Annotated in this window: 19 protein-coding genes; 16 read left to right on the forward strand and 3 right to left on the reverse strand. The window is 62.6% G+C overall.

Annotated elements, in window-relative coordinates:
• Positions 1-120 precede the first annotated feature (120 nt).
• Positions 121-837 (forward strand): GNAT family N-acetyltransferase, encoded by a 717-nt coding sequence (locus OJ996_RS11735; RefSeq protein WP_264513774.1) that lies wholly within the window; start codon positions 121-123, stop codon positions 835-837.
• 5 nt (positions 838-842) lie between these two features.
• Entirely contained in the window at positions 843-1307 is a 465-nt protein-coding gene (locus tag OJ996_RS11740) for a hypothetical protein (protein ID WP_264513775.1), read from the forward strand.
• On the opposite strand, the gene OJ996_RS11745 is transcribed toward OJ996_RS11740, so the two are convergent.
• Positions 1304-1801 carry a VOC family protein gene (locus OJ996_RS11745; RefSeq protein WP_264513776.1) on the reverse strand — a complete coding sequence of 166 codons (498 nt, stop codon included), beginning with the start codon at positions 1799-1801 and terminating at the stop codon, positions 1304-1306. The two genes, OJ996_RS11740 and OJ996_RS11745, sit on opposite strands and share 4 nt — an antisense overlap.
• 163 nt (positions 1802-1964) lie before the next feature.
• Between OJ996_RS11745 and OJ996_RS11750 the strand changes: the two genes are divergently transcribed.
• On the forward strand, positions 1965-2219 hold the full coding sequence (locus OJ996_RS11750; RefSeq protein WP_264513777.1) for a hypothetical protein: 255 nt from the start codon (positions 1965-1967) through the stop codon (positions 2217-2219).
• Here the strand turns inward: OJ996_RS11750 and OJ996_RS11755 are convergent, their stop codons facing one another.
• Together OJ996_RS11755 and OJ996_RS11760 are read right to left on the reverse strand one after the other, a co-directional pair.
• Entirely contained in the window at positions 2220-4178 is a 1959-nt protein-coding gene (locus OJ996_RS11755; RefSeq protein ID WP_264513778.1) for a glycosyltransferase, read from the reverse strand. It abuts the gene before it with no gap.
• A gap of 125 nt (positions 4179-4303) precedes the next feature.
• Entirely contained in the window at positions 4304-4795 is a 492-nt protein-coding gene (locus tag OJ996_RS11760; protein WP_264513780.1) for a hypothetical protein, read from the reverse strand.
• A gap of 333 nt (positions 4796-5128) precedes the next feature.
• Here OJ996_RS11760 and OJ996_RS11765 point away from each other — a divergent pair, with 333 nt between their 5' ends.
• The 13 genes from OJ996_RS11765 (at position 5129) to OJ996_RS11825 (ending at position 20489) form a co-directional block, all read left to right on the forward strand.
• Positions 5129-6523: a DEAD/DEAH box helicase gene (locus OJ996_RS11765; protein WP_264513781.1), complete on the forward strand. Its 1395-nt coding sequence runs from the start codon at positions 5129-5131 to the stop codon at positions 6521-6523.
• A 118-nt stretch (positions 6524-6641) separates the two neighbouring features.
• Positions 6642-8048 (forward strand): efflux transporter outer membrane subunit, encoded by a 1407-nt coding sequence (locus tag OJ996_RS11770; protein ID WP_264513782.1) that lies wholly within the window; start codon positions 6642-6644, stop codon positions 8046-8048.
• A gap of 20 nt (positions 8049-8068) precedes the next feature.
• Positions 8069-9385, forward strand: a complete 1317-nt coding sequence (locus OJ996_RS11775) for an efflux RND transporter periplasmic adaptor subunit (protein ID WP_264513783.1) — start codon at positions 8069-8071, stop codon at positions 9383-9385.
• Between the two features lie 2 nt (positions 9386-9387).
• Positions 9388-10104: an ABC transporter ATP-binding protein gene (locus OJ996_RS11780; protein WP_264513784.1), complete on the forward strand. Its 717-nt coding sequence runs from the start codon at positions 9388-9390 to the stop codon at positions 10102-10104.
• Between the two features lie 5 nt (positions 10105-10109).
• A complete protein-coding gene (locus tag OJ996_RS11785; protein WP_264513785.1) occupies positions 10110-11315 on the forward strand; it encodes an ABC transporter permease in 1206 nt (401 codons plus the stop codon).
• A 21-nt stretch (positions 11316-11336) separates the two neighbouring features.
• Positions 11337-11987: a response regulator transcription factor gene (locus OJ996_RS11790; RefSeq protein ID WP_264513786.1), complete on the forward strand. Its 651-nt coding sequence runs from the start codon at positions 11337-11339 to the stop codon at positions 11985-11987.
• Entirely contained in the window at positions 11984-13411 is a 1428-nt protein-coding gene (locus tag OJ996_RS11795) for a sensor histidine kinase (protein WP_264513787.1), read from the forward strand. Before OJ996_RS11790 ends, OJ996_RS11795 begins: the two co-directional genes overlap by 4 nt.
• Positions 13412-13473: 62 nt before the next feature.
• On the forward strand, positions 13474-14721 hold the full coding sequence (locus OJ996_RS11800; protein WP_264513788.1) for a glycosyltransferase: 1248 nt from the start codon (positions 13474-13476) through the stop codon (positions 14719-14721).
• Positions 14722-14810: 89 nt separating this feature from the next.
• Positions 14811-15599: a ParA family protein gene (locus OJ996_RS11805; RefSeq protein WP_264513789.1), complete on the forward strand. Its 789-nt coding sequence runs from the start codon at positions 14811-14813 to the stop codon at positions 15597-15599.
• A gap of 208 nt (positions 15600-15807) precedes the next feature.
• Entirely contained in the window at positions 15808-16842 is a 1035-nt protein-coding gene (locus OJ996_RS11810) for a rod shape-determining protein (RefSeq protein WP_264513791.1), read from the forward strand.
• 30 nt (positions 16843-16872) lie between these two features.
• A complete protein-coding gene (gene mreC / locus OJ996_RS11815; protein ID WP_264513792.1) occupies positions 16873-17673 on the forward strand; it encodes a rod shape-determining protein MreC in 801 nt (266 codons plus the stop codon).
• Between the two features lie 9 nt (positions 17674-17682).
• A complete protein-coding gene (locus OJ996_RS11820; RefSeq protein WP_264513793.1) occupies positions 17683-18279 on the forward strand; it encodes a hypothetical protein in 597 nt (198 codons plus the stop codon).
• Positions 18276-20489 carry a peptidoglycan D,D-transpeptidase FtsI family protein gene (locus tag OJ996_RS11825; RefSeq protein ID WP_264513794.1) on the forward strand — a complete coding sequence of 738 codons (2214 nt, stop codon included), beginning with the start codon at positions 18276-18278 and terminating at the stop codon, positions 20487-20489. Before OJ996_RS11820 ends, OJ996_RS11825 begins: the two co-directional genes overlap by 4 nt.
• Positions 20490-20496 lie beyond the last annotated feature (7 nt).

A 20496-nucleotide genomic window follows, 5' to 3' on the forward strand; every position in this document is an offset into this window, starting at 1 on the left:
TCGCCCGCCAAGGGTCACCTTCCAACGGGTGCCAAACGGTCCGGTGCGCAAGTGCCGGACCGTTTCATTTTATCCGGAGCTCGGGCTCGCCGCCGGCCACGATTCTGATAGATAGGGGCGATGACGAATCCCCCTTGGCGAGCGGTGGCCGATGCCTATTGGGCGCGGGAGCTGGGTTGCCGTGAGGATGAGCTTTTCTCGACGGCAGTGTGGATGAAACCTCATGGCGAGGCTCTCGCGGATTACAATGGAGTCTTCGCGCTGTTCCGGGATGGGCGTGCGATCGTGTCATTCCCTGCCGATCGGCTTGAGGAATTGGCCGGACGCTTGCCTTCGGAGGGCTTGTCTCCGGATGTCCTCGCATCGCACTTCAGCGGCCAAGGCTATCGTGTCATCGGGCCGGCGTTTATCGGATATGCGGATAGCGTCAGGGATGCGGGTGGCGATGTGCGCGCGATGGATGGCCTCGATCGCGGCATGATTGATGAGCTTCGAGGGGCTTGCAGTGAAATGGAGTGGGAACACGGCGGGAGCGATCTTGGCGACAGTCCCTGTTCGGGTTCCTTTGAGGCCGGAGAGTTGGCGGCCCTCGCGGGTTACGAGGTCTGGGATGATTCGATTGCTCACATCTGCGTGGTCACTCATCCGGATTTCCGGGCGCGTGGACATGCGAAGCGGGCAGCCAGCCATCTGGCCGCAAGGGCTATCGCCGCCGGACTTGTTCCGCAGTATCGAACCTTGGTAGCGAATGTGCCTTCGATGAAGGCTGCGGAGGCACTTGGTTTTCAGCCGTATGCCCGGTCGGTGGCGGTGCGGCTGGGAGAGCGAACTCAATAGAAGGAATGAGGACACATTTCCCCATCGTCGATCCTTACACGCTGGCCGAGATCCAGGAGATCATCGCAGCCGCCGGGTTCACGACGATCCACTACACCGGGTTTGCGGACGAGTCAGTGATTCGGACGCTCAAGGAGAGCTACTCCCTTTCGATAAAAGATTGCTACAACCGGACCAATTGCTCGACTCACTTCTGGTTTGAAGAGGATGAGATTGACTTCTCCCTCTACCCAATTCCCGCCTGGATGGACGGAGTGACGTCCTACGAGGAAGGGGCCGGTCGTCATGAAGTTGGGATTCGGGATATCCCTTGGGACGGCCCCGACCAGCTTGAGAAGATCGTAGCCTTCACCGGCAGGAAACCTCCCAAGCTGGTGATCCTCTTCGGCGAAGCGGATTTACTCACCCGATGCCCGGCCTACGAATGGGAACGCAGGACGGGTCTTTCGATCGGACGCTGGAAAGTTTAGCCGTCGTAAGCGGCTTTCAAGGCGGCGATATCGAGCTTCTTCATCTCCATCATGGTGGCGGTCACGCGCCGGACCTTGGCGGCGTCGGGATCAAGCATCATCTCGAGCAAGGCTGCCGGGACGACTTGCCATGAGACGCCGAATTGATCCTTGAGCCAGCCGCAGGCTTGGCAGGATGGGTCTCCCCCTTCGTTGAGCTTGTCCCAGTAGTAATCCACCTCTTCCTGGGTTTCGCAGTCGATCTGGAATGAGATGGCCTCGCTGATCTTGAAGATCGGGCCGCCGTTGAGAGCGGTGAAGGTCTGGCCTTCGATCTGGAATCCGACGGCCATGACCGTTCCGGATTCCTGCCCGTGGTGCTCTTTGCCGACATCGCTATAGTAAGAGATGTTCTCGATCTTCGAGTTCTTGAAGACGGAGGTGTAGAAGCGGGCGGCTGGCTCGGCTTGACCGTCGAACCACAGGCAGGGACTGATTTTGGAGCGGAGTGACATGGCTTTGAATGAGGTTGCTTCAATACTGCGACGAATCGGGACGCGGCATTGGGACACTCGCCCGAGCTTTTCTCTTTTTCCACCGCGAATCCTTCGCCCTCGCCCTTGACTCGCCGGGCATGCGGGTGGAGAAGGGATAGGGCCCGGAGCGGCCCTCCAAGCCATGCACGTGAAGATCGGTGACACGGTGAGGCTTCCCGGATTCCCGGGATTGCTCAAGGTGGAGGATATCTCCGGCGCGCTGGGCACGGTCTGCTGGACCTCGGCCACCGGCAGCGTGATCCGCGGCGAGGTCTTCCTTTCCCAGCTCCAGCCCGCGGATTGGTATCAGGGTAAGCAAGGCTACACGGCGCACCTCGGCGAGCCGGTGCCTCCGCCCTTTGCAGAAGAGCGCTGGGATCCGCCGGCGGATGCCTAATCAGGCGGAGAGGACGAAGCCCGCTTCGATCCGGCTCCGGTCCTTCGCCGGCCGCACTTCCGCGGCCAGCGCGGCCATGAACTCGGTGTAGTGCACGAGCTCCAGACGTCCGTCGTGATGCTCGACGATGGCCGTCATGCTCTCGACCCAATCGCCGGAATTCAGGTACCGGATCTCACCCACCTGCTTGTCCTCCGGGGTGTGGATGTGGCCGCAGATGATGCCGTCGCAGTTGCGCTTGCGGGCGAAGTCTTGGAGTTGGATCTCATACTCGCCCACGAAGTTCACTGCGGACTTCACGCGTGCTTTGATCGCCTTGCTGACGGAGTAGTATTCCTTCCCGCGCCAAGCCCGGTAGCGGTTGTAGACGCGGTTGGCGCGAAGCAAGGCGTCGTAGCCGATCGCGCCAAGCACGGCCACCCACTTGTGGTTGGTGGAGACGGAGTCGAAGCCGTCGCCGTGAACAACCAGGTAACGCTTGCCGTCCACGCCCTTGTGGATGTGCTCCTTCACGAACTGCAGCTTGCCGAAGCCGAGGGGCAGGAAGCGCTCGAGGATGTCATCGTGATTGCCGCGGAGATAGACGACCTCGGTGTCGTCCTTCTCCATCTTCTTCAGCACGGTGCGGATGAATTTGCTATGGCGCTTGCGCCATTTGGTGCCCCGCTTGAGGGCCCAGCCGTCGATGATGTCGCCATTCAGCACCAGCTTCTCGCAGCGGGTGTGCTTGAGGAAGTCGATAACCTCGTGGACCTTCGAGTCTTCGGTGCCGAGATGAATGTCGGAGAGGAAGATGGTGCGGAAGTTTCGCTTCGGCCGTTTCTTGCGCTCCTTGAGAGTGAGCGTGACTGGGCCGCGCGCTTCGCTGGCCTCGACAAGGTGGCTCTCGAAGGCCTCCACGACTTGTTCCCATCCGAGGGATTCGGCGGATTGTCTGGCGCGGGCCCGGAACTTGTCATCGCGCCAGCGTTCCAGAGCTGAGAGGCACTCGGTTTGATAAGCCGAGCCATCGCCCTTGGCGCATTTCAGGCCGTTGCCACCGTGCTCCACGTGACGGGCGGAGGCGGCGTAGTCATGGCTGACGGTGACCAGACCACTGGCCATGCCTTCCAGGAGGACGTTGCCGAAAGTCTCGGTTTCGCTAGGAAAGAGCAGGATATCGGCCGAGGCATAGTGACGCGCGAGGTCCTCGCCCGTCTGCATTCCGGCGAAGTTTACGAAGGAATTCTCCACCTGCAGCTTCTCGCGCAGGGGGCCATCGCCCACGACCACGCAACGGAGATCCGGCACGCGCTCGCGCATCTTGCGGAAGCACTCCATCGCGAACGGGAGGTTCTTCTCGGCGGCCACACGACCCACCACAATGGCAACGGGTGACTCGGAGCGCGCACCCCACGAAGCTCGCAAGGTGGCGCAGCGTTTGGCGGGATCGAAGAGCAGAGTGTCCACGCCGCGTCCCAGGAGGCGGACGTTGTTAAAGCCCTCGCGGCGCAGCATGTCGACCACGTCGGTGGTGGGCGCCATCGTGAGATCCGCGCGGTTGTGGACGCGTTTGAGATAGGCCATCGCGGCCGGTTGCAGTCCGCCGAGGCGATACTGCTCCATGTACTGATGGAAGTTCGTGTGGAAGCCTGCGGCGACCGGGATCTCCAAGGCGTTGGCGGTCTTGATCGCGGAACTGCCGAGCGGGCTCTCGGTGGCCACATAGACGGCATCTGGGCGACGCTTCGTCCAGCGCTTGCGGAGCTTGAAAGGCCCGGGAAGCCCGACGCGGACTTCCTTGTATCCGGGCAGCGGGACCGATGCGGCGATGGTCTCCCCTTTTCCCCCACCCTCTCCCGTGCGGATCACATGGACCAAATGTCCCCGGCGGCGGAGTCCGTCGCAGAGGCGACCGAGCGTCATGGCCACGCCGTTGACGTCGGGAGCGAAGGTGTCGGTGACGATGTCAATTCTCATGGATAATCAAGTGTTCCAAACGAATCGCAATCAGGGTTTAGCATGACCGTAGCGGCCCGCGTTTCACCTTTCCTGTGTCGAATCCGACACCCGTCACCGGCATCGCCAGTTGGCTGGTGCTCAGACTACTCGTCGAAGTGGACCGAGTCCATGATCCGCGAGAATCGTGAGGGGTCAGCCGCGTGAGCGCTCCGGAACTGGGCGAGAAAGAAGAAATAAACTTCGTCCCTGGAGTGATAGAGCCGCGAACTCATCACCATGTCGGAGGAGACATAAGCGGAGTTATTCATCGTGCCGGACAACACGTGGTCCATGGTGCGGAATCTACCGCTTTGACCGATGCTGCGGCTGATCTCGCGGGCATTGCTGAAGCCCTTGTGCACATTCAAAGTTCTCAGGGCCGCATCGCCCTCGCGATACCACTGCTGAGGAGTGAGCTTGAAAGGATCCTGCCCATGGGTGGCCCAGACTACGGAAAACATCTCCGGGCTGGTGGCCGAGCGTGTGATGGCAGTGAAGGACCCCGGAGAATGAATGCGCGAAAAGCCGGGTGAGAGCGTGAAGTTCGACTTCCCGTAGTGATACCCGCCGGTCTTGCAGGATGCCAAAAATATCACTGTCAGGAGACAAACGGCACGTACGGCGAAACGCAGGGAGCGGAACATTCACCGCTTCTCTCATTCAGGGCGCACGGTGTCTACCAATTGGTCGGAGCCCGCGGGATGATCTCATGACCGGCGGCCCGGCCTCTCGCAGGCCCGCTAGGAAACCGCTTGCCTTCGGGGATTATCCGGGATAGTGAAGGGCCGTCGGTTGCGACCGGCAGGAGCCAATTCGACGGTTCCGCCCCCTCTTCCTGTCTTCATCGATGAGCGATGGTTCGAGGACTCCCTTGATGCTCATCGACACCGCCAGCCGCCGGGACTCCGCGCGGGCAGGCATCTGAATACATGACCCCGACCCCGTTCGAGGCGTTGCCGTTGGCCGCGCCTCTCCATCGCGCGTTGCGCGAACTCGAATACACCACCCCCTCGCCGATCCAGGCGCAAGCGATCCCGATCTTGTTAGAGGGACGCGATCTCCTCGGCTCCGCGCAGACCGGCACCGGCAAGACCGCGGGCTTCGCCCTGCCGATCCTGCACGCGCTGCATGAGAAGCCGAAACCGCTGAAGCAGAAGACCGCCCGCACCCTGGTGCTAACCCCGACCCGCGAGCTCGCGGTGCAGGTGGCCAAGAGCTTCACCACCTACGGTCGCCACGTCCGCTTCCGCCAGACCCTGATCTACGGTGGCGTGGGCCAAAACCCGCAGGTAGCCGCCATGAAGACCGGCGTGGACGTGCTGGTCGCCACTCCCGGCCGCTTGCTCGACCTGATCGACCAGAAGTTCCTCGACCTCTCCGGCGTGGAGTTCTTCGTGCTGGATGAAGTGGACCGCATGCTCGACATGGGCTTCCAACGCGATGTCACCCGCATTGTGGGGATGCTGCCGAAGCAACGCCAATCGCTGTTCTTCTCCGCCACCATGGCTCCGAACATCGTGAAGCTCGCGGAGACGATCCTGACCGAGCCTGCAAAGGTGACGATCGCCCCTCAGTCCACCACTGCAGAGCGTGTGGAGCAAAAGGTTGCCTTCGTGCACAAGGAGCACAAGCGCTCGCTGCTGGAGGAACTGCTCAAGGAGCAAGCCTCCGCCACGGACGCGAAGCTCACCATTGTCTTCAGCCGCACCAAGCACGGCGCGAACAAGCTGGCGAAGGGGCTTACCGCCGCCGGCTTCCAAGCCGATGCCATTCACGGCAATAAGTCGCAGGCACAACGTGAGAAAGCGCTCGAGCGTTTCCGCAAAGGCCTCGTGCCCGTCCTGGTCGCCACCGATGTCGCGGCCCGCGGCGTGGATGTGAAGGATGTGGGTCTGGTGGTGAACTACGATCTGCCCAACGAGCCGGAAGCCTACGTGCACCGGATCGGCCGCACCGGCCGGGCGGGTGCCGAAGGGCGCTCGGTTTCCTTCTGCTCGGAAGAGGAACTCGAATACCTGCGGGACATCGAGAAGATCATCCGCATGTCCGTGCCACGCTGGGACGACCATCGCTGGCATGACGACGCCGTGGCGGACCGCCACGCTCGGGGTGTTAGGGTTTCGGCCCCGGTCAAGGTCAATGCGAACAAGCCACCGAAGCGCCAAGGCGATCGGGGTAACCGCGGCGAGCGCCAGCCGCAGAATCAGACCCAAGCCAATCCGGGCGGTAGCGAAGCGGCCAACCCCGCAAGGCGTCGACGCCGACGCCGGAGTGGCGGTGGCGGAGGTCGTTTCCGCGGCTCCAGCACCAGCGCAGCCCGCTAAGCACCAGCATTTCAAAGCCGCTCCCGATCCGGGAGCGGCTTTTTCGTTTTCGCGGCAAGCGAGAGAAAAACCGGCGGCTTCACGTTTTCTAAAGGTAGCCTCTGACAATTTGACCCGCATGATCACGACCGGAAGCCGCCTCACCCTCATCCTCGCCGCGGGATCGTGCGCGCTGCTGCTGCCCGGCTGCATGAAGACGGGCACGACTTCCTCGCCAAACGTGACGCTCCCGGTCTCTTGGCGGAATGCTGCCGATTTCCCCACCGCAGCCCCGGATCACGATCTCTCGCGCTGGTGGAACCAATTCGGCGATGCCCGTATGAGCAGCTTGATCCGCGAGGCGCTCGCCGGAAACCGCGACATGGCGGCCTCGATGTCCCGCGTTCGTGAGGCGCTCGCCCGGAAGGCAGCGCAGCAAGCATCGCTCTTCCCCACCTTGGACTACTCCGGCGGCCGCAATACCAGCGCAGGCTTCAACGACTGGACCCGCACCGGCTCGGGCACCTCCTACTCCGCCGGCCTGAGCGCTTCTTGGGAGTTGGATTTCTTCGGCAAGAACCGGCAATCGATCCTTGCGGCGTCGGCAAGTGCCGATGCGACCAAAGAGAACTTCCACTCTGCTCAAGCGGCTTTGGCATCCGAAGTGGCACTCGCCTACATCGACTTGCGAGCCCTTGAGTCACGACTGGAAGTCGTGAAGCAAAGCGTGAAGACCCGGGAGGAAACCACGCAGCTCGCCTCATGGCGTCATCAAGCGGGCGAAATCGATGCGCTGCAACTGCGCCAAGCGGAATCCAGCTTGGAATCAGCGCGGGGCTCGATCTCCAGCCTCGAGCAAAACATCGGCCAGTCACGCAATCGCCTCTCCCTGCTCTGCGGTCGCACTCCGGGAGATGTTCGCTTGGGCGTCGGGTCCGTGCCCGTTCCGGGTAGACAGCTTGCGATCGGCATCCCTGCGGACACGATCCGTCAGCGTCCCGACGTCCGTGCTGCCGGCTACAACTGGATCGCCGCGATCGCCAACACCCGCTCGGCCGAGGCCGACAAGCTGCCCAGCCTGCGACTCAGCGGAAGCCTCGGTGTGAACACCCTGGCAAGCTCGAAGCTCTTCAATCCCGAATCCGCAGCCGCGGGCATCATCGCAGGCATCTCCGGTCCCATCTTCGATGCCGGACGGATCCGGGCAAACATCGCGGCACAGGGCGAGGCCGAACAGCAGGCGCTACTCTCCTACGAGTCCAGCATCCTCACCGCTCTATCGGAAGTGGAGGATGCCCTGATCGCCTGCCGCCGCACGGAGGAGCGAATGGTATCCGTGGAGAAGGCCGCCGCCGCAGGTCGCGAGGCATCCAAGTTGGCCACCCAGCGCTACCGCACCGGGGTGATCGACTTCCTCACCGTGCTCGATGCCCAGCGCAACGACCTCGCGCAGGAAGAGAGCCTCATCAATGTCCGCGCGGATCGCGCGGCAGCCCACATCCAACTTTACAAGGCGCTCGGCGGCGGTTGGTCCGCAGGCTCCTGAACCCATTCTTCGCACCCGCAATGTCCAAGAAAGATTCATCCGAAGATCTCGCCGCCATTATTGCCCGCGGCAAGTCGCGCCCTGTTAGAAAGTGGTTCTTCATCGCCTTCGGCCTTGCCGCGGTCGGTTCCGGCACTTGGTACTACAAGTCTCGTGAAAGCGAAGCTCCCCAGGGGCCCGAGTACCTCACCCAGCCCTTGGAGCGGGGTGATCTCTCGATCGAAGTCACCGCCACCGGCACGCTCGCCCCGATCAACCAGGTGACCGTGGGTAGCGAGCTGTCCGGCACTGCCGCGGAAGTCTATGTCGACACCAACGATCTGGTGAAGAAGGGGCAGCCGCTGGCGAAGCTCGACACCACAAAACTCGAAAGCCAGACCGAACGCAGCCGTGCCGTGCTGCTCGCAGCCAAGGCACGGGTAAGCCAGGTCGAAGCCACCCTGAAGGAAAGCGAGGCATCGCATGCCCGCCTGCAGGAGCTTCACAAGCTCAGCGGCGGCCAGACTCCTTCCAAGGCGGAGATGGAAACTTCCGAAGCCACCGTCACCCGCGCGCACGCGGACCTCGAAAGCGCGAAGGCCTCGGTGGCCCAGGCGGAAGCCGACCTGAAGTCGATCGAGCGCGACCTCGGCAAGACCATCATCCGCTCGCCCGTCGATGGCACCGTGCTTTCGCGCAAGCTGGAGGTCGGCCAGACCGTGGCGGCATCCTTCACCGCTCCCGAGCTCTTCATCATCGGTGAGGACCTGCGCAAGATGGAGCTGAACGTGGCCGTGGGTGAGGCCGAGATCGGCCGCCTCGAAGCCGGACAGGAAGCCGAGTTCGAGGTCTCCACCTGGCGGCAGCGCGTTTACAAGGCCTCCGTGAAAAAGGTCCTGTTCGGCTCCGTGATCACGAACAATGTGGTGACCTACAGCACCGAGCTCGAAGTGAACAACGACGACCTCAGCCTGCGTCCCGGCATGACTGCCACGGCGAACATCTTCGTCGCGAAGAAGGAGAACATTCTCAAGGTTTCGAATGCAGCCCTGCGTTTCGATCCCGTCGCGGCGGCCAAGCTCGGCAAGCCGGAGGAAGAGGATGGGAAGCGCACGCTGGTGCAAAACCTCTCCCCGGGTGGTGGTCGCTGGCGCCGCCTGGCCGGTGGTGGCGGAGGCGCCGCCGGATCTCCTGACCCGAAGAAAGGCGCCCGCATCTGGGTGCTCAAGGACGGTCAACCGGTCGAGATCCCGGTCACCGTCGGCATCACCGATGGCAATGACACCGAGGTCTCCGGTGAAGGCTTGAGCGAGGACATGAAGGTGATCGTGAGCGCGAAACCCGTGACCGCCGCCTGAGAATGGAAAGTCTCATCGAGCTCAGGTCCCTCACCAAGACCTACGGCAAGGGTGATGCCGAGTTCCAAGCGCTCAAGGGCGTGGATCTCGACATCAACAAAGGCGAGTTCGTCGCCGTGATGGGTCCCAGCGGCTCGGGCAAGTCCACGCTGATGAACCTGCTCGGCTGCCTTGATACCCCGACCACCGGTTCCTACGTCTTCGATGGAATCTCCGTGGACCAACTCAACAAGGACCAGCGCTCGCTGCTGCGTCGTCACGCCCTCGGCTTCATCTTCCAAGGCTTCAATCTGCTCGCGCGCACCTCCGCTCTGGAGAATGTCGAGCTTCCTTTGCTCTATCGCGGCTACACCCGCCGCGAACGCCATGAGATGGCACGTGCCGCTCTGGCCAGCGTGGGTCTCCCCGACAAGGAGCGGAACACTCCGGCGGAACTTTCCGGTGGCCAGCAGCAACGCGTCGCCATCGCCCGCGCGATCGTCACGAATCCCGGCACGCTCTTCGCCGACGAACCGACCGGTAACCTCGATTCGAAAACCACGCTGGAGATCATGGAACTGCTCTGCCGTCTCAATGAGGACCGCGGCATCTCGATCCTGATGGTGACCCACGAAGACGACGTGGCGCACTATGCAAAACGAATCGTCCATGTCCGCGACGGCCTGATCGGCTCGGACGTCGTCAACGAAAATCGCCCGGCCCGGGCCAAGAAGCCATGACGTCCATGTTCTGGAATGCTTTCATCATCGCGCTGCGGGAGATCCGGCGGAATCTCACCCGCGCCTTCCTCACCGTGCTTGGCGTGGTGATCGGTGTGGCGGCAGTGATCACCATGGTCACGCTCGGCAGCGGTGCCACCGAGGCTCTGAAGCAAGGGATCTCCAAGCTCGGTAACAACCTGCTCACGCTCCGGCCCGGCCAAGGCTGGGGGCCGTCCGCCGCGCCGCTCTTCAGCGCCACGGACGTGGACATGATCCGCAACCAGGTTCCCGGCATCCGTCACATCACGCCGATGTCGAATACCAACGTGCAGGCCATTTACGGCGAGGAAGCCCGCCAGACCGATGTCCAAGGCACCTACCCGGAATACTTCCCGATCGGAAACTGGAAGATCGCCAGTGGTCGCTTCTTCGAGATGGATGAGCTGAATGAAGGCGCTCCGGTCGCAGTCATCGGCGAGACGATCAAGAAGGAGCTCTTCAATGGACGTGACCCGCTCGGAGAGAAGATCCGCCTGCTGAATACCGCCGTCACCGTGATCGGCGTGACCGAAGTGAAGGGACAGGCCGGATGGGGCGATGACCTGGATGACAACATCATCATCCCGATCACCACCCTGCAGAGCCGCCTGAACGGCCAGATGTTCAAGCAGAACGTCAACCAGATCATGATCTCCACGGAGGACGGTTATCCGACCGACGCGGTCATGGCGGACATCACCTCGCTCATGCGCGAAAGGCGCAATCTCGCTCGCACGGTATCCAACAACTTTTCGGTAACCGATACCCGCCAGATCGCGGAGGTGATGAGCTCGAGCGTGAAGACCATGACGGGACTGCTTGGCGCGGTCGCGGGAGTCAGTCTTCTGGTAGGCGGTATCGGCATCATGAATATCATGCTCGTGTCCGTGACCGAGCGCACGCGCGAGATCGGCATCCGCATGTCCATCGGCGCACGGGCTAGGGAGGTCATGCTCCAGTTCCTGGTGGAGGCCGTCACCCTATCCTGCGTGGGCGGGCTGAGCGGGATCGGCTTGGCCTATGGCCTGTGTTACGTGCTCTCGCCCTTGGTCGGCGCGCCCTTCACCTTCGATCCGAAGATCAATATCATCGCCGTCATCTTCTCGGCTGCCATCGGCGTGCTCTTCGGCTTCATGCCTGCCCGTCGTGCCGCCAAGCTCGATCCGATCGAAGCCTTGAGGCACGAGTAAGCATCCCTATCATCCAGCACCGTGCGCCTTCTCGTCATCGAGGATGATCCCCTCCTTCGCCACAGCCTGACCGAAGGGCTGCGGGAGGAGGACTACGCCGTGGATGCGGCGGAAGACGGCCCGGAAGGATTGGCGAAGGCGAGCGATGCCGGTTACGACGCGATCATCCTGGACGGCATGCTTCCCGGCTTCGATGGCTGGGAGTTGCTGCTCCGTTTGCGGCGTGAGAAAGCCACTCCGGTGCTGATGCTCACCGCGCGCGATGCCATTCCTGATCGCATTCGCGGGCTCGATGCCGGAGCCGACGACTACCTCACCAAGCCCTTCGATTTCGACGAGCTTCTGGCCCGCCTGCGTGCCCTGATCCGCCGCAGTTCCGGCGCGGGATCGAATCTGATCGAGATCGGCGAGATCACCGTGGACACCGGCGGCAGGACGATCAGTCGCAATCATGAGGTGGTATCCCTCACCGCCCGCGAGTATCGCTTGGTCGAGTATCTGGCGTATCACCGTGGCAGCGTGGTGAGCCGCACGGAGCTCTACGAACACCTCTTCGACGAGAACGAGGATACGCTCTCCAATCTCCTCGACGTGCACGTATCGAACGTGCGCAAGAAGCTGGGCGCATCCTTCATTTCCACCCGCCGCGGTCACGGCTACTGCATCGAATGAGGCGCTATTTCCAATCGGTGCGGTGGAGCATGATGCTGTGGTATGGCCTGATCCTGCTCGTGCTCATCGCAGGTCTCTGCCTGCTGGCCTTCCGCCTCGCGGCGAATGACAAGACCGACCAGATCGACCGCGAGATCCGCGGCTTCCAAGGGACATTCTTCCGCGCCCTCTTCGCTTCCAAGCCGGTGGAAAAGAAGAATGAAAAGAAGAGCGACATGGATGAAATCCGCGAGCGCCTCCGCAACCCCGGTGATGTCTCCGCCTTCCCGCCCGAACTGCATGCGCTCTTTTCCGGTGAGGGCGGCGGATGCTACCTCGCCTTCTGGGATGCGGACGGCAGCCCGCTCTTCGTTTCCGCGAATGCGCCGGAAGGCCTGACCCCGCCGGTGCAGGCCACGGATGGCCCGCCGCGCTACGTCGAGAAGAAGAACTTCCGCGAACATCACCGCAAGGGCTCCGATGGAATCAGCTCGATCATCGGCCGCGATATCAGTGCGGAGCAAGGCGACTTGGTGCGCTTCGGTTTGCTTCTCGCTCTTGGCGGCGGCGCGCTGTGGTTGCTAGGTCTCTCCGGCGGTTGGTGGCTCGCAGGCCGTGCCTTGAAGCCCATCGACGACATCGGGCTCACGGCCACGCGGATCGCCGCGGGTAACCTCGACCAACGCATCGAGATCGCCAATACCGACAACGAACTCGGACGTCTGGGGCGGGTGCTGAATGAAACCTTCGACCGGCTTTCGGATGCCATCGAACGCCAGAAGCGTTTCACCGGCGATGCCTCTCATGAGCTGCGCACACCGGTCACCATCATCCTTTCTGAAACGCAGCGGGCCCTGAAGCGCGAACGTGAGCCGGAACAATACCGCGAGATCATCGGCACCTGCCGCGCTGCGGCGGAGCGCATGCGGGCCTTGGTCGAATCCTTGCTCATCCTCGCGAAGCAGGACCTGCCAACCGTGGGTGCCGCGCATGTGCCCTGCGACTTGGCGGAGATCACTGCCGGCGTGGCCGACCTGCTCCAGCCGATGGCGGACGAGCATGCGACCAAGATCGAACGGGAGCTCTCCCCCGCCCTGCTCCAAGGTGATCCCCATTCCCTCGCCATGGTGGTGCAGAATCTTCTCTCGAATGCCTTGGTTCATCCGCCCGCAGGAGGGATTGTTAGGGTGCGGACCCTCCTGCGTTCCGAAGGCTCGCTGCTTGAGGTTTCGGACTCCGGCCCCGGCATCCCCGCGGAGCACTTGCCACACCTCTTTGATCGCTTCTACCGCGCCGACTCGGCCCGCGGTCCGGCCAATGGCCACACCGGTCTCGGTCTGGCGATCGCGAGATCGGTGGTGGAAAGCCACGGCGGGAAAATCGAAGTCGAGAGTTCCCCTGCGGGAGGCACCTTGTTCCGCGTGGTATTTCCTGCTGCGTCATAGCAGCGCCGGGTAGCTCAGTCCGCTTGCCAAGCCCCGCTCGCCCGGGCACTTAAGCGATAGGAATGCGGATACTTATTTACGCCATGGGCAGCGCCGGGGATGTGCATCCCTTCCTCGGTCTCGGCCGTGCGCTTCAGGCCCGCGGGCATGAAGTCTTCGTGGCCACCAGCGCCTTTTTCGAGGAGTTGGTGAAGCGCGCCGGGCTTGAGTTCCGCGCCTTGGGAACCGTTGCCGACTTCGAGCGAGTTCAGGGCGATCCGCATATCTGGCACCCGCGCAAGGCGCTCGCCTCGGTGGTGAAGAATGCGGTCGACCCGAGCTACGAAGCGATCCTGGAGATCGCCAAAGAGTTGCATCTGCCCGGGCAGACCGTGATCGTTGCGAGTTCCCTTGCATGGGGAAGCTTCGCCGCACGAGACCTGTGGGGCATTCCGATCGTGAGCGTTCACCTCGCGCCATCCCTCTTCGTGAGCGAGTATCGGCAACCCGTTCTCCACGGAGCTCCGGTTCCACAGAATGCGCCGCGATGGATGAAGCGCACCCAGTGGTGGGCGGCGGGTCGAGTGGTCGACTTTCTCGTTCTGCCGGGACTCAACCGCTTCCGGAAGAGCGTCGGGCTTCCACCTGCGAGGAACATGCTTCATAGCTGGCACTCGCCCGATCGGGTGCTCGCGCTCTTCCCGGATTGGTTCGGCCCTCCTCAACCGGATTGGCCGCAGCAGACACGCATTACCGGCTTCCCGATGTTCGATGAAGCGGGCATCCGCGATCTGCCCGGTGATCTCGCGGACTTCCTCGATGGCGGCGAGGCACCGGTGATCTTCACACCGGGCAGCGCGATGGATCGCGGCCATTCCTTTTTCGATGAAGCGGTGAAGGCACTGCAAATGACTGGCAAGAGAGGCATCCTTCTCAGTCGCTTTCCGGACACGATTCCATCCCATCTTCCGGAAGGAATCCGTCACTACCCCTTCGTGCCCTTCAGCCAGGTACTGCCCCGCGCTGCAGCGCTGGTCTATCATGGCGGCGTCGGCACCTGCGCCCAAGCGCTGCAGGCAGGCATCCCCCATCTTCTCCAGCCGATGGCCCATGACCAACTCGACACCTTGAGCCGCGTGCGGGATCTCTGTGTCGGAGATGGCCTGCATCCCCGGCAATTCAAGGCGAAGAGGATTGCGGCGATGCTCGACCGTCTCATCGGGGATACGGCCTTGAAGCAACGGGCCCGCGAGATCGGCACGCGTTTCCGGGTGAAGGAGTGGATGAATGAAAGCTGTCGGGTGATCGAAGAAGCGATCACCAAGCGCTAGCATCCACGCGTCACACTTCGCTCCGGTTTTGTTTGCAAGGGGACGCCCGGGGCGGAAGACTCCGCGCCGCTCCTGTCCGCTCGCGCCAGATGAAAGTCGTCGCCGTTGCCAATCAAAAAGGTGGCGTGGGGAAAACCACCACCGCGCTCAACCTGTCCGCTGCCCTCGCCCTCCGCGGGCAGCGCGTCCTCTTGATCGATCTCGACCCCCAGGCGAATACCACCAGCGGTCTCGGGCTCGATGTGGATGGCGATGCCACCGTCTATCCCGCCCTGCTCGGCGAGGCGAACGTGCGCGACAAGATCATGGCCTCCGGTCGCGATAATCTTTCGGTGATTCCTTCGCACATGGATCTTGCCGGGGTGGAGATCGAGCTCGCCCGCGGGGATGACCATCTGGTCCGCCTGCGGACCCATCTTCAGGGGCTGAAGCCCAATGATTTATTCGACTTCTGCCTCTTGGATACCCCTCCTTCCCTGGGCGTCCTGATGACCTCCGCGCTGGCTGCGGCCGATGAGATCCTGATCCCGCTCCAGTGCGAGTGGTTCGGTCTCGAGGGCTTGGCGAAGATCGTCCACGTTATCGACCAGATCCGCGAATCAGGAGCAAACCCTGATCTGACGCTGGAAGGCATCGTGATGACCATGTTCGACGGACGCACGAATCTGGCCAAGCAGGTGGTGGACGAGGTGGGCAACTACTTCCCCAACCAACTCTACCAAACGGTGATCCCCCGCACGATCCGTCTCGGGGAGGCTCCCAGCCACGCCAAGACCATCTTCGAACACGATCCGGACGGCATCGGCGCGAAGGCCTACTACGGGCTGGCGGACGAGTTCCTGACCCGCCACGCGGCGGTGGGACCGGCCTTGGCCTGAGACCGACCCGGAGCCCGGCTGGAACTCGCTGGTTGTCCTTGGGAAACGGGGATTCCCCTTGACCCAGCGGGGGGCTGATCCCCATAGTTCGACGGCTACCGGAATATTCGGAATGCTTAAGTTTTTCGCTCCTCGACAAACGGCGGACGGTGCCGCGCCGGGGTAGTGCAGACCGTCACTCACCTTTTCCAAATCGCTCGCCACCAGAATGTTTTCTCGCTTATTCGGAAGCTGGTTTTCCAACGACATCGGCATCGACCTCGGCACTGCAAATACACTCGTCAACGTTAAGGACCAAGGAATTGTACTCCGCGAGCCCTCGGTGGTCGCGGTCAAGGCAGGCACCAATGAGGTGCTTGCTGTCGGAGACGATGCCAAGCGCATGCTCGGGCGCACACCGGGCAATATCGTCGCGATCCGCCCCCTCAAGGACGGGGTGATCGCGGATTTCGAAGTGACCGAGGCCATGCTCCGGCACTTCATCCGCAAGGCGAACAACAATCGCCGCCGCAACAATCCCCGCGTGGTCATCGCGGTGCCCTCCGGCATCACCGAGGTGGAGCGCCGCGCCGTCAGCGAATCCGCCGAGCAAGCGGGCGCCCGCGAGGTCCACATCGTCGAGGAGCCGATGGCTGCCGCGATCGGGGTGGGCCTACCGGTCATGGATGCCTCCGGTAACATGATCGTGGACATCGGCGGTGGCACCACTGAGGTCGCCCTCATCTCTCTCGGCGGCATCGTCTTCGCCCGTTCCGTCCGCACCGCGGGCGATGAGCTGGACGAAGCGATCGTGTCCTACATGAAGCGCGCGTATAACCTGATGATCGGGGAACGCACCGCGGAGGACATCAAGATCCGCCTCGGCTCGGCAGCACCGCTGCCGAAGGAAATCACCATGGACGTGAAGGGCCGCGACCTTGTCGCCGGCCTGCCGAAAACCATCACCATCACCTCGCAGGAAATCCGCGAGGCCATGTCAGATCCGCTTTCGACCATCGTGGACGCCGTGCGCACGACGCTCGAGCGCTGCCCGCCGGAACTCGCCGCCGACCTCGTGGACCGGGGAATCGTGCTGGCCGGGGGCGGAGCACTCCTCCGTGGCTTGGACCGCCTTCTCCGGGAAGAAACCGGACTGCCCGTGCACGTCGCCGAGGATCCTCTCAGCGCGGTGGCGGAAGGTACCGGCAAGATGCTTCAGGAGATCGAGGTGCTGAAGCGGGTGACCACATCATCCCACTACTGACCTGACCGGCATCGCCGGGCGCTCCTCGCCATGAGGCCGCTCAATCTTCTCGCATTCCTGCTCTTTCTCTGGGGCGCCGCTTGGGCGCTCACCAGAAGTGAGCGTACGGTCCGTGAGATCCAGCGCACCTACTACTCCTGGCTCACGCCATTCCTCAATGCGGGCTCCACCATGGAGACGGAAGCCCGCACCTTCCTCGATGAGGTCGATCACTCGAAGAAGCTGGAGGAAGAGCTCCGCATCATCCGCACCGACTACGAACGCCTCAAGCAGGTGGAGGCCCACTCCCTCGAGGTGGATGCCGAGAATGCCCGTCTGCGGCGTGCGCTCGATTTCCAGAAGCGGATGGATTTCAAAGCCAGTGCGGCCCGCGTGATCCGGCGTCAGCCCACCACCTGGTGGCAGACGGTCGAGATTGATCGCGGTAGCGAGGGCGGCGTGGCGGTCCACCAACCGGTCGTCGCCGATGGCGGCTTGGTCGGGAAGGTCGACCGGGTAGGCGATAAACTTTCCTCGGTGATTCTTCTCACCGACGAAGCATGTCAGGTATCCGTGCAGGTCGAGGGGACGCCCGAAGTGGGCATCCTCAGCGGCCAGCGCGGGCAATATGAGAGGGAGCCCCTGCTCCGTCTCCGTTTCCTTTCCGCGAAGGCCCGGATCAGTCCGGGCACCCGCGTGTTCACCACCGGCCTCGGGGGACTGTTTCCCGCGAATGTTCTGGTGGGCACCATCGAGTCGGTTGAACCCGGCACGCTGGATACCGAAGCTTTGGTCCGACCATCGGTCGATTTCACGGATCTGGGCACGGTATTCCTCCTTCCGCTGCCATGATCTGATGCCGTGATCCGTTACTCCCTCAGCATACTCCTGATGATCCTGTTCGCCCTTGTGGCGCAGCAGTTCATCCCTGCGCTGACCGGGGTCTACAACTCGCGCTTGCTGCTGGTCACGCTGGTCTTCCTCTGCGCTTCGGTCACGGTCGGACCGCCGGTGATGCTGGCGCTGGCTTTCATCTGCGGATTCCTTTGGGACGCACAGGGAGCGCTAGGTCCGGCGGGGGGGGATCCGGAGGTCTACAAGTATCCCGCGGAATCCTTGCGCTTCGGCTACTCGATCGTGCTCTACGGTCTGATCGGCTACCTGATGCAGGGCATCCAGCCCCTGTTCCGCCAGGGCAAGTGGCAATTCTCGACCTTCCTCGTGGGGGTCTCGATCTTCATCTATCTGGTCGCGGAATTCCTCATCATCAATTTCGTCCGCGGGGATTTCCGTTTCCCCCGCGCGACCCTGTTCCAGATCGTATTCACCTCGGTGCTCACGATGCTGTTCTCGCCCGTCGTGTTCTGGATCCTGTTCCAGATCGCGGAGAAGTTCGGGTATGAGATCAGGTTCGAGGGCTTGAAAAAGAAACCGCGTCGTCGACGCACTTTGGCATGATCATCGAACCTCGTTATCGTCTCCGGGTTTACCTGCTTACCGCGCTTGTGTTGGGCGGCTTCGGGGTCCTTCTCGGTCGTCTTTACGAGTTCCAGATCGAGAAGCGCGAGGAGTTCCAGAAGGACGTCCCCGGCCCTCGCCAGATCACGGTCCGCGAACCCGGTGTCCGCGGCATCATCAAGGACCGCCACGGGGTCGAGTTGGCGCGAAACAAGCGCAAGTATGAGGTCTCGTTCAATCTCCAGGAAATCCACGACGCCTATCGTCTGCAGCAGAGCGACGGCCCGGTGGTGGAGGTGGCCGCTTGGGAAAAAGGGATGAAGCGCACCCGCAAGGAAGCGGACATCCTGACCATCGTGAAGAAGCGGATCATCCCCCCGCTCCAGGATCTGGGTCTCGCGAAGGACTTCAACTCCAAGGCCCTCGTCAGCCACTACAAGACCCACGGCGGACTTGTACCTTTCACCTACACCACGGACATCGACTACGAGCAGTTCGCGCGCTTCGCGGAACACTCGCTCGAGCTGCCCGGCGTTTACCTCAATGTCCGCCCGCAGCGGGAATATCCCTACAAGGCGCTCTCTTGCCACACGCTCGGCTATCTCCGCCAGTGGGCGAAGGGCGACATTCCCGAAGACGCCTACAACAAGTTCGGCTATCAGTATGTGGGCGATGATGTCGGCGTGGCCGGCGTCGAAGCGACCCTCGACGACATGCTGCGCGGGGTGACTGCCGACAATCCGGACGGTGCCGAGGGCTGGAAGACCATCGTCAAGAACGAGAAGGGCAAGATCATCGGGGAGCTTGTCGATGCCCAGGAGCCCGGGACCGGCGCCGAGGTGACCCTGACCATCGATGCCGAGGTCCAGTACCTCCTTTCAAATGTCCTCCGGCGTGCCGGCGTCGCTTCCGGCGTGGTGATGGACGTCCGCACCGGCGAGATCCTGGCCATGGCCTCGATCCCCGACTACGACCCGAACGACTACGTTCCTAGTATCACGGTCGCCAAAAAGAAGGAATACGACGAGAACAAGCTCCACCCGATGATCGACCGCTCGATCAGCGCTTTCTCGCCGGGCTCGACCTTCAAGATCCCGACCGCCCTGGTCGGGGCGATCTACGGCAAGGCTACCAACAACTACAACTGCAGCGGTTCCGTGCGCTACGGCTCGATGGCCGTGCGCTGCTGGATCGCCAAGCAGAGCGGTGGCAGCCATGGCTCGCTTAGCCTGCCCGAGGCCATCCAGGTTTCCTGCAACCCTTACTTCATGCAGCTCGCGGGTTCGCTCGGCCCCACGAAGATGAACGAGGGCTTCAGGATGCTCGGCTTTGGCGAGAAGACCGGTGTCCCCTTGCCTGGCGAATACCCCGGCATGATCATCGGCAACCGCGCATGGCGCCGCAAGAACCCCAACGAAAAGGCTGAAGGCGTGAACATGGGCTTCGCCGCCATCGGCCAGGGCAACTCGCTCGCTACGCCGCTTCAGCTTTGCGCCATGATCTGCAGCGTCGCCAATGGCGGTCGCTACTATCACCCCCGCCTCGTGAAGAAAGCCGTCGACCAAAGAGGCAACGTGCTGGTCGAGGACGCTCCGCGGCTCAAGGTGGACTTGGTCAAGGAAGGCATCAAGGCCTCGGACATCGAGTTCATCCGCAAGGGCATGTGGAAGGCGGTCAACGAGCAACGCGGCACCGCCGGCCGAGTGAAGATCCCCGGCTACGAGATCGCCGCGAAGACCGGCACCGCGCAGGCCGAGATGGTGGGCAGCTACCAGCGCCACAATTCATGGACCATGGCCTTCGGCCCCTATGAAGACCCGCGCTACGCCGTGGTCATCTTCGTGCACGACGGCAAGTCCGGCGGCAAGGTCTGCGGTCCGCTCGTCCACCTCGTGATGCGCGGCCTCTTCTCCCGTGATGAAGGGATGAAGCTTCCCCTCCACCCTCTCGACCCGGTCCCCGGCAAGCTGGAAGCCATTGACGAGATCCCGCTTCCCGAAGACGTCCTCGCCGCGATCGATGTCACCCAGGACGACGGCGAGACCGGCGACGAAGCTGCCGACGCCGCCGCAGCGGCCGGCATCGTCCCCGGCAACCCCGAGAACGATCAACCCGCAGTAGCCCCCAGCCCCACCATCACTCTCGAAGCGGACGCCGAAGGCACCGTGGCTCCTCGCAAGAAGCAGGAGCCCGCCAAGCGCAACCGCTAATCCCCTT

Origin of the sequence: Luteolibacter rhizosphaerae (assembly GCF_025950095.1) — a bacterium.
Classification (GTDB): Bacteria; Verrucomicrobiota; Verrucomicrobiia; order Verrucomicrobiales; family Akkermansiaceae; genus Haloferula; species Haloferula rhizosphaerae.

What these genes read in the sequence shown, in the direction of transcription:
- OJ996_RS11735 (WP_264513774.1), top strand. Translation starts at nt 121, where the DNA reads ATGACGAATCCCCCTTGGCGAGCGGTGGCCGATGCCTATTGGGCGCGG.
- OJ996_RS11740 (WP_264513775.1), top strand. Translation starts at nt 843, where the DNA reads ATGAGGACACATTTCCCCATCGTCGATCCTTACACGCTGGCCGAGATC.
- OJ996_RS11745 (WP_264513776.1), bottom strand. Translation starts at nt 1,801, where the DNA reads ATGTCACTCCGCTCCAAAATCAGTCCCTGCCTGTGGTTCGACGGTCAA.
- OJ996_RS11750 (WP_264513777.1), top strand. Translation starts at nt 1,965, where the DNA reads ATGCACGTGAAGATCGGTGACACGGTGAGGCTTCCCGGATTCCCGGGA.
- OJ996_RS11755 (WP_264513778.1), bottom strand. Translation starts at nt 4,178, where the DNA reads ATGAGAATTGACATCGTCACCGACACCTTCGCTCCCGACGTCAACGGC.
- OJ996_RS11765 (WP_264513781.1), top strand. Translation starts at nt 5,129, where the DNA reads ATGACCCCGACCCCGTTCGAGGCGTTGCCGTTGGCCGCGCCTCTCCAT.
- OJ996_RS11770 (WP_264513782.1), top strand. Translation starts at nt 6,642, where the DNA reads ATGATCACGACCGGAAGCCGCCTCACCCTCATCCTCGCCGCGGGATCG.
- OJ996_RS11775 (WP_264513783.1), top strand. Translation starts at nt 8,069, where the DNA reads ATGTCCAAGAAAGATTCATCCGAAGATCTCGCCGCCATTATTGCCCGC.
- OJ996_RS11780 (WP_264513784.1), top strand. Translation starts at nt 9,388, where the DNA reads ATGGAAAGTCTCATCGAGCTCAGGTCCCTCACCAAGACCTACGGCAAG.
- OJ996_RS11785 (WP_264513785.1), top strand. Translation starts at nt 10,110, where the DNA reads ATGTTCTGGAATGCTTTCATCATCGCGCTGCGGGAGATCCGGCGGAAT.
- OJ996_RS11795 (WP_264513787.1), top strand. Translation starts at nt 11,984, where the DNA reads ATGAGGCGCTATTTCCAATCGGTGCGGTGGAGCATGATGCTGTGGTAT.
- OJ996_RS11800 (WP_264513788.1), top strand. Translation starts at nt 13,474, where the DNA reads ATGCGGATACTTATTTACGCCATGGGCAGCGCCGGGGATGTGCATCCC.
- OJ996_RS11805 (WP_264513789.1), top strand. Translation starts at nt 14,811, where the DNA reads ATGAAAGTCGTCGCCGTTGCCAATCAAAAAGGTGGCGTGGGGAAAACC.
- OJ996_RS11810 (WP_264513791.1), top strand. Translation starts at nt 15,808, where the DNA reads ATGTTTTCTCGCTTATTCGGAAGCTGGTTTTCCAACGACATCGGCATC.
- mreC (WP_264513792.1), top strand. Translation starts at nt 16,873, where the DNA reads ATGAGGCCGCTCAATCTTCTCGCATTCCTGCTCTTTCTCTGGGGCGCC.
- OJ996_RS11825 (WP_264513794.1), top strand. Translation starts at nt 18,276, where the DNA reads ATGATCATCGAACCTCGTTATCGTCTCCGGGTTTACCTGCTTACCGCG.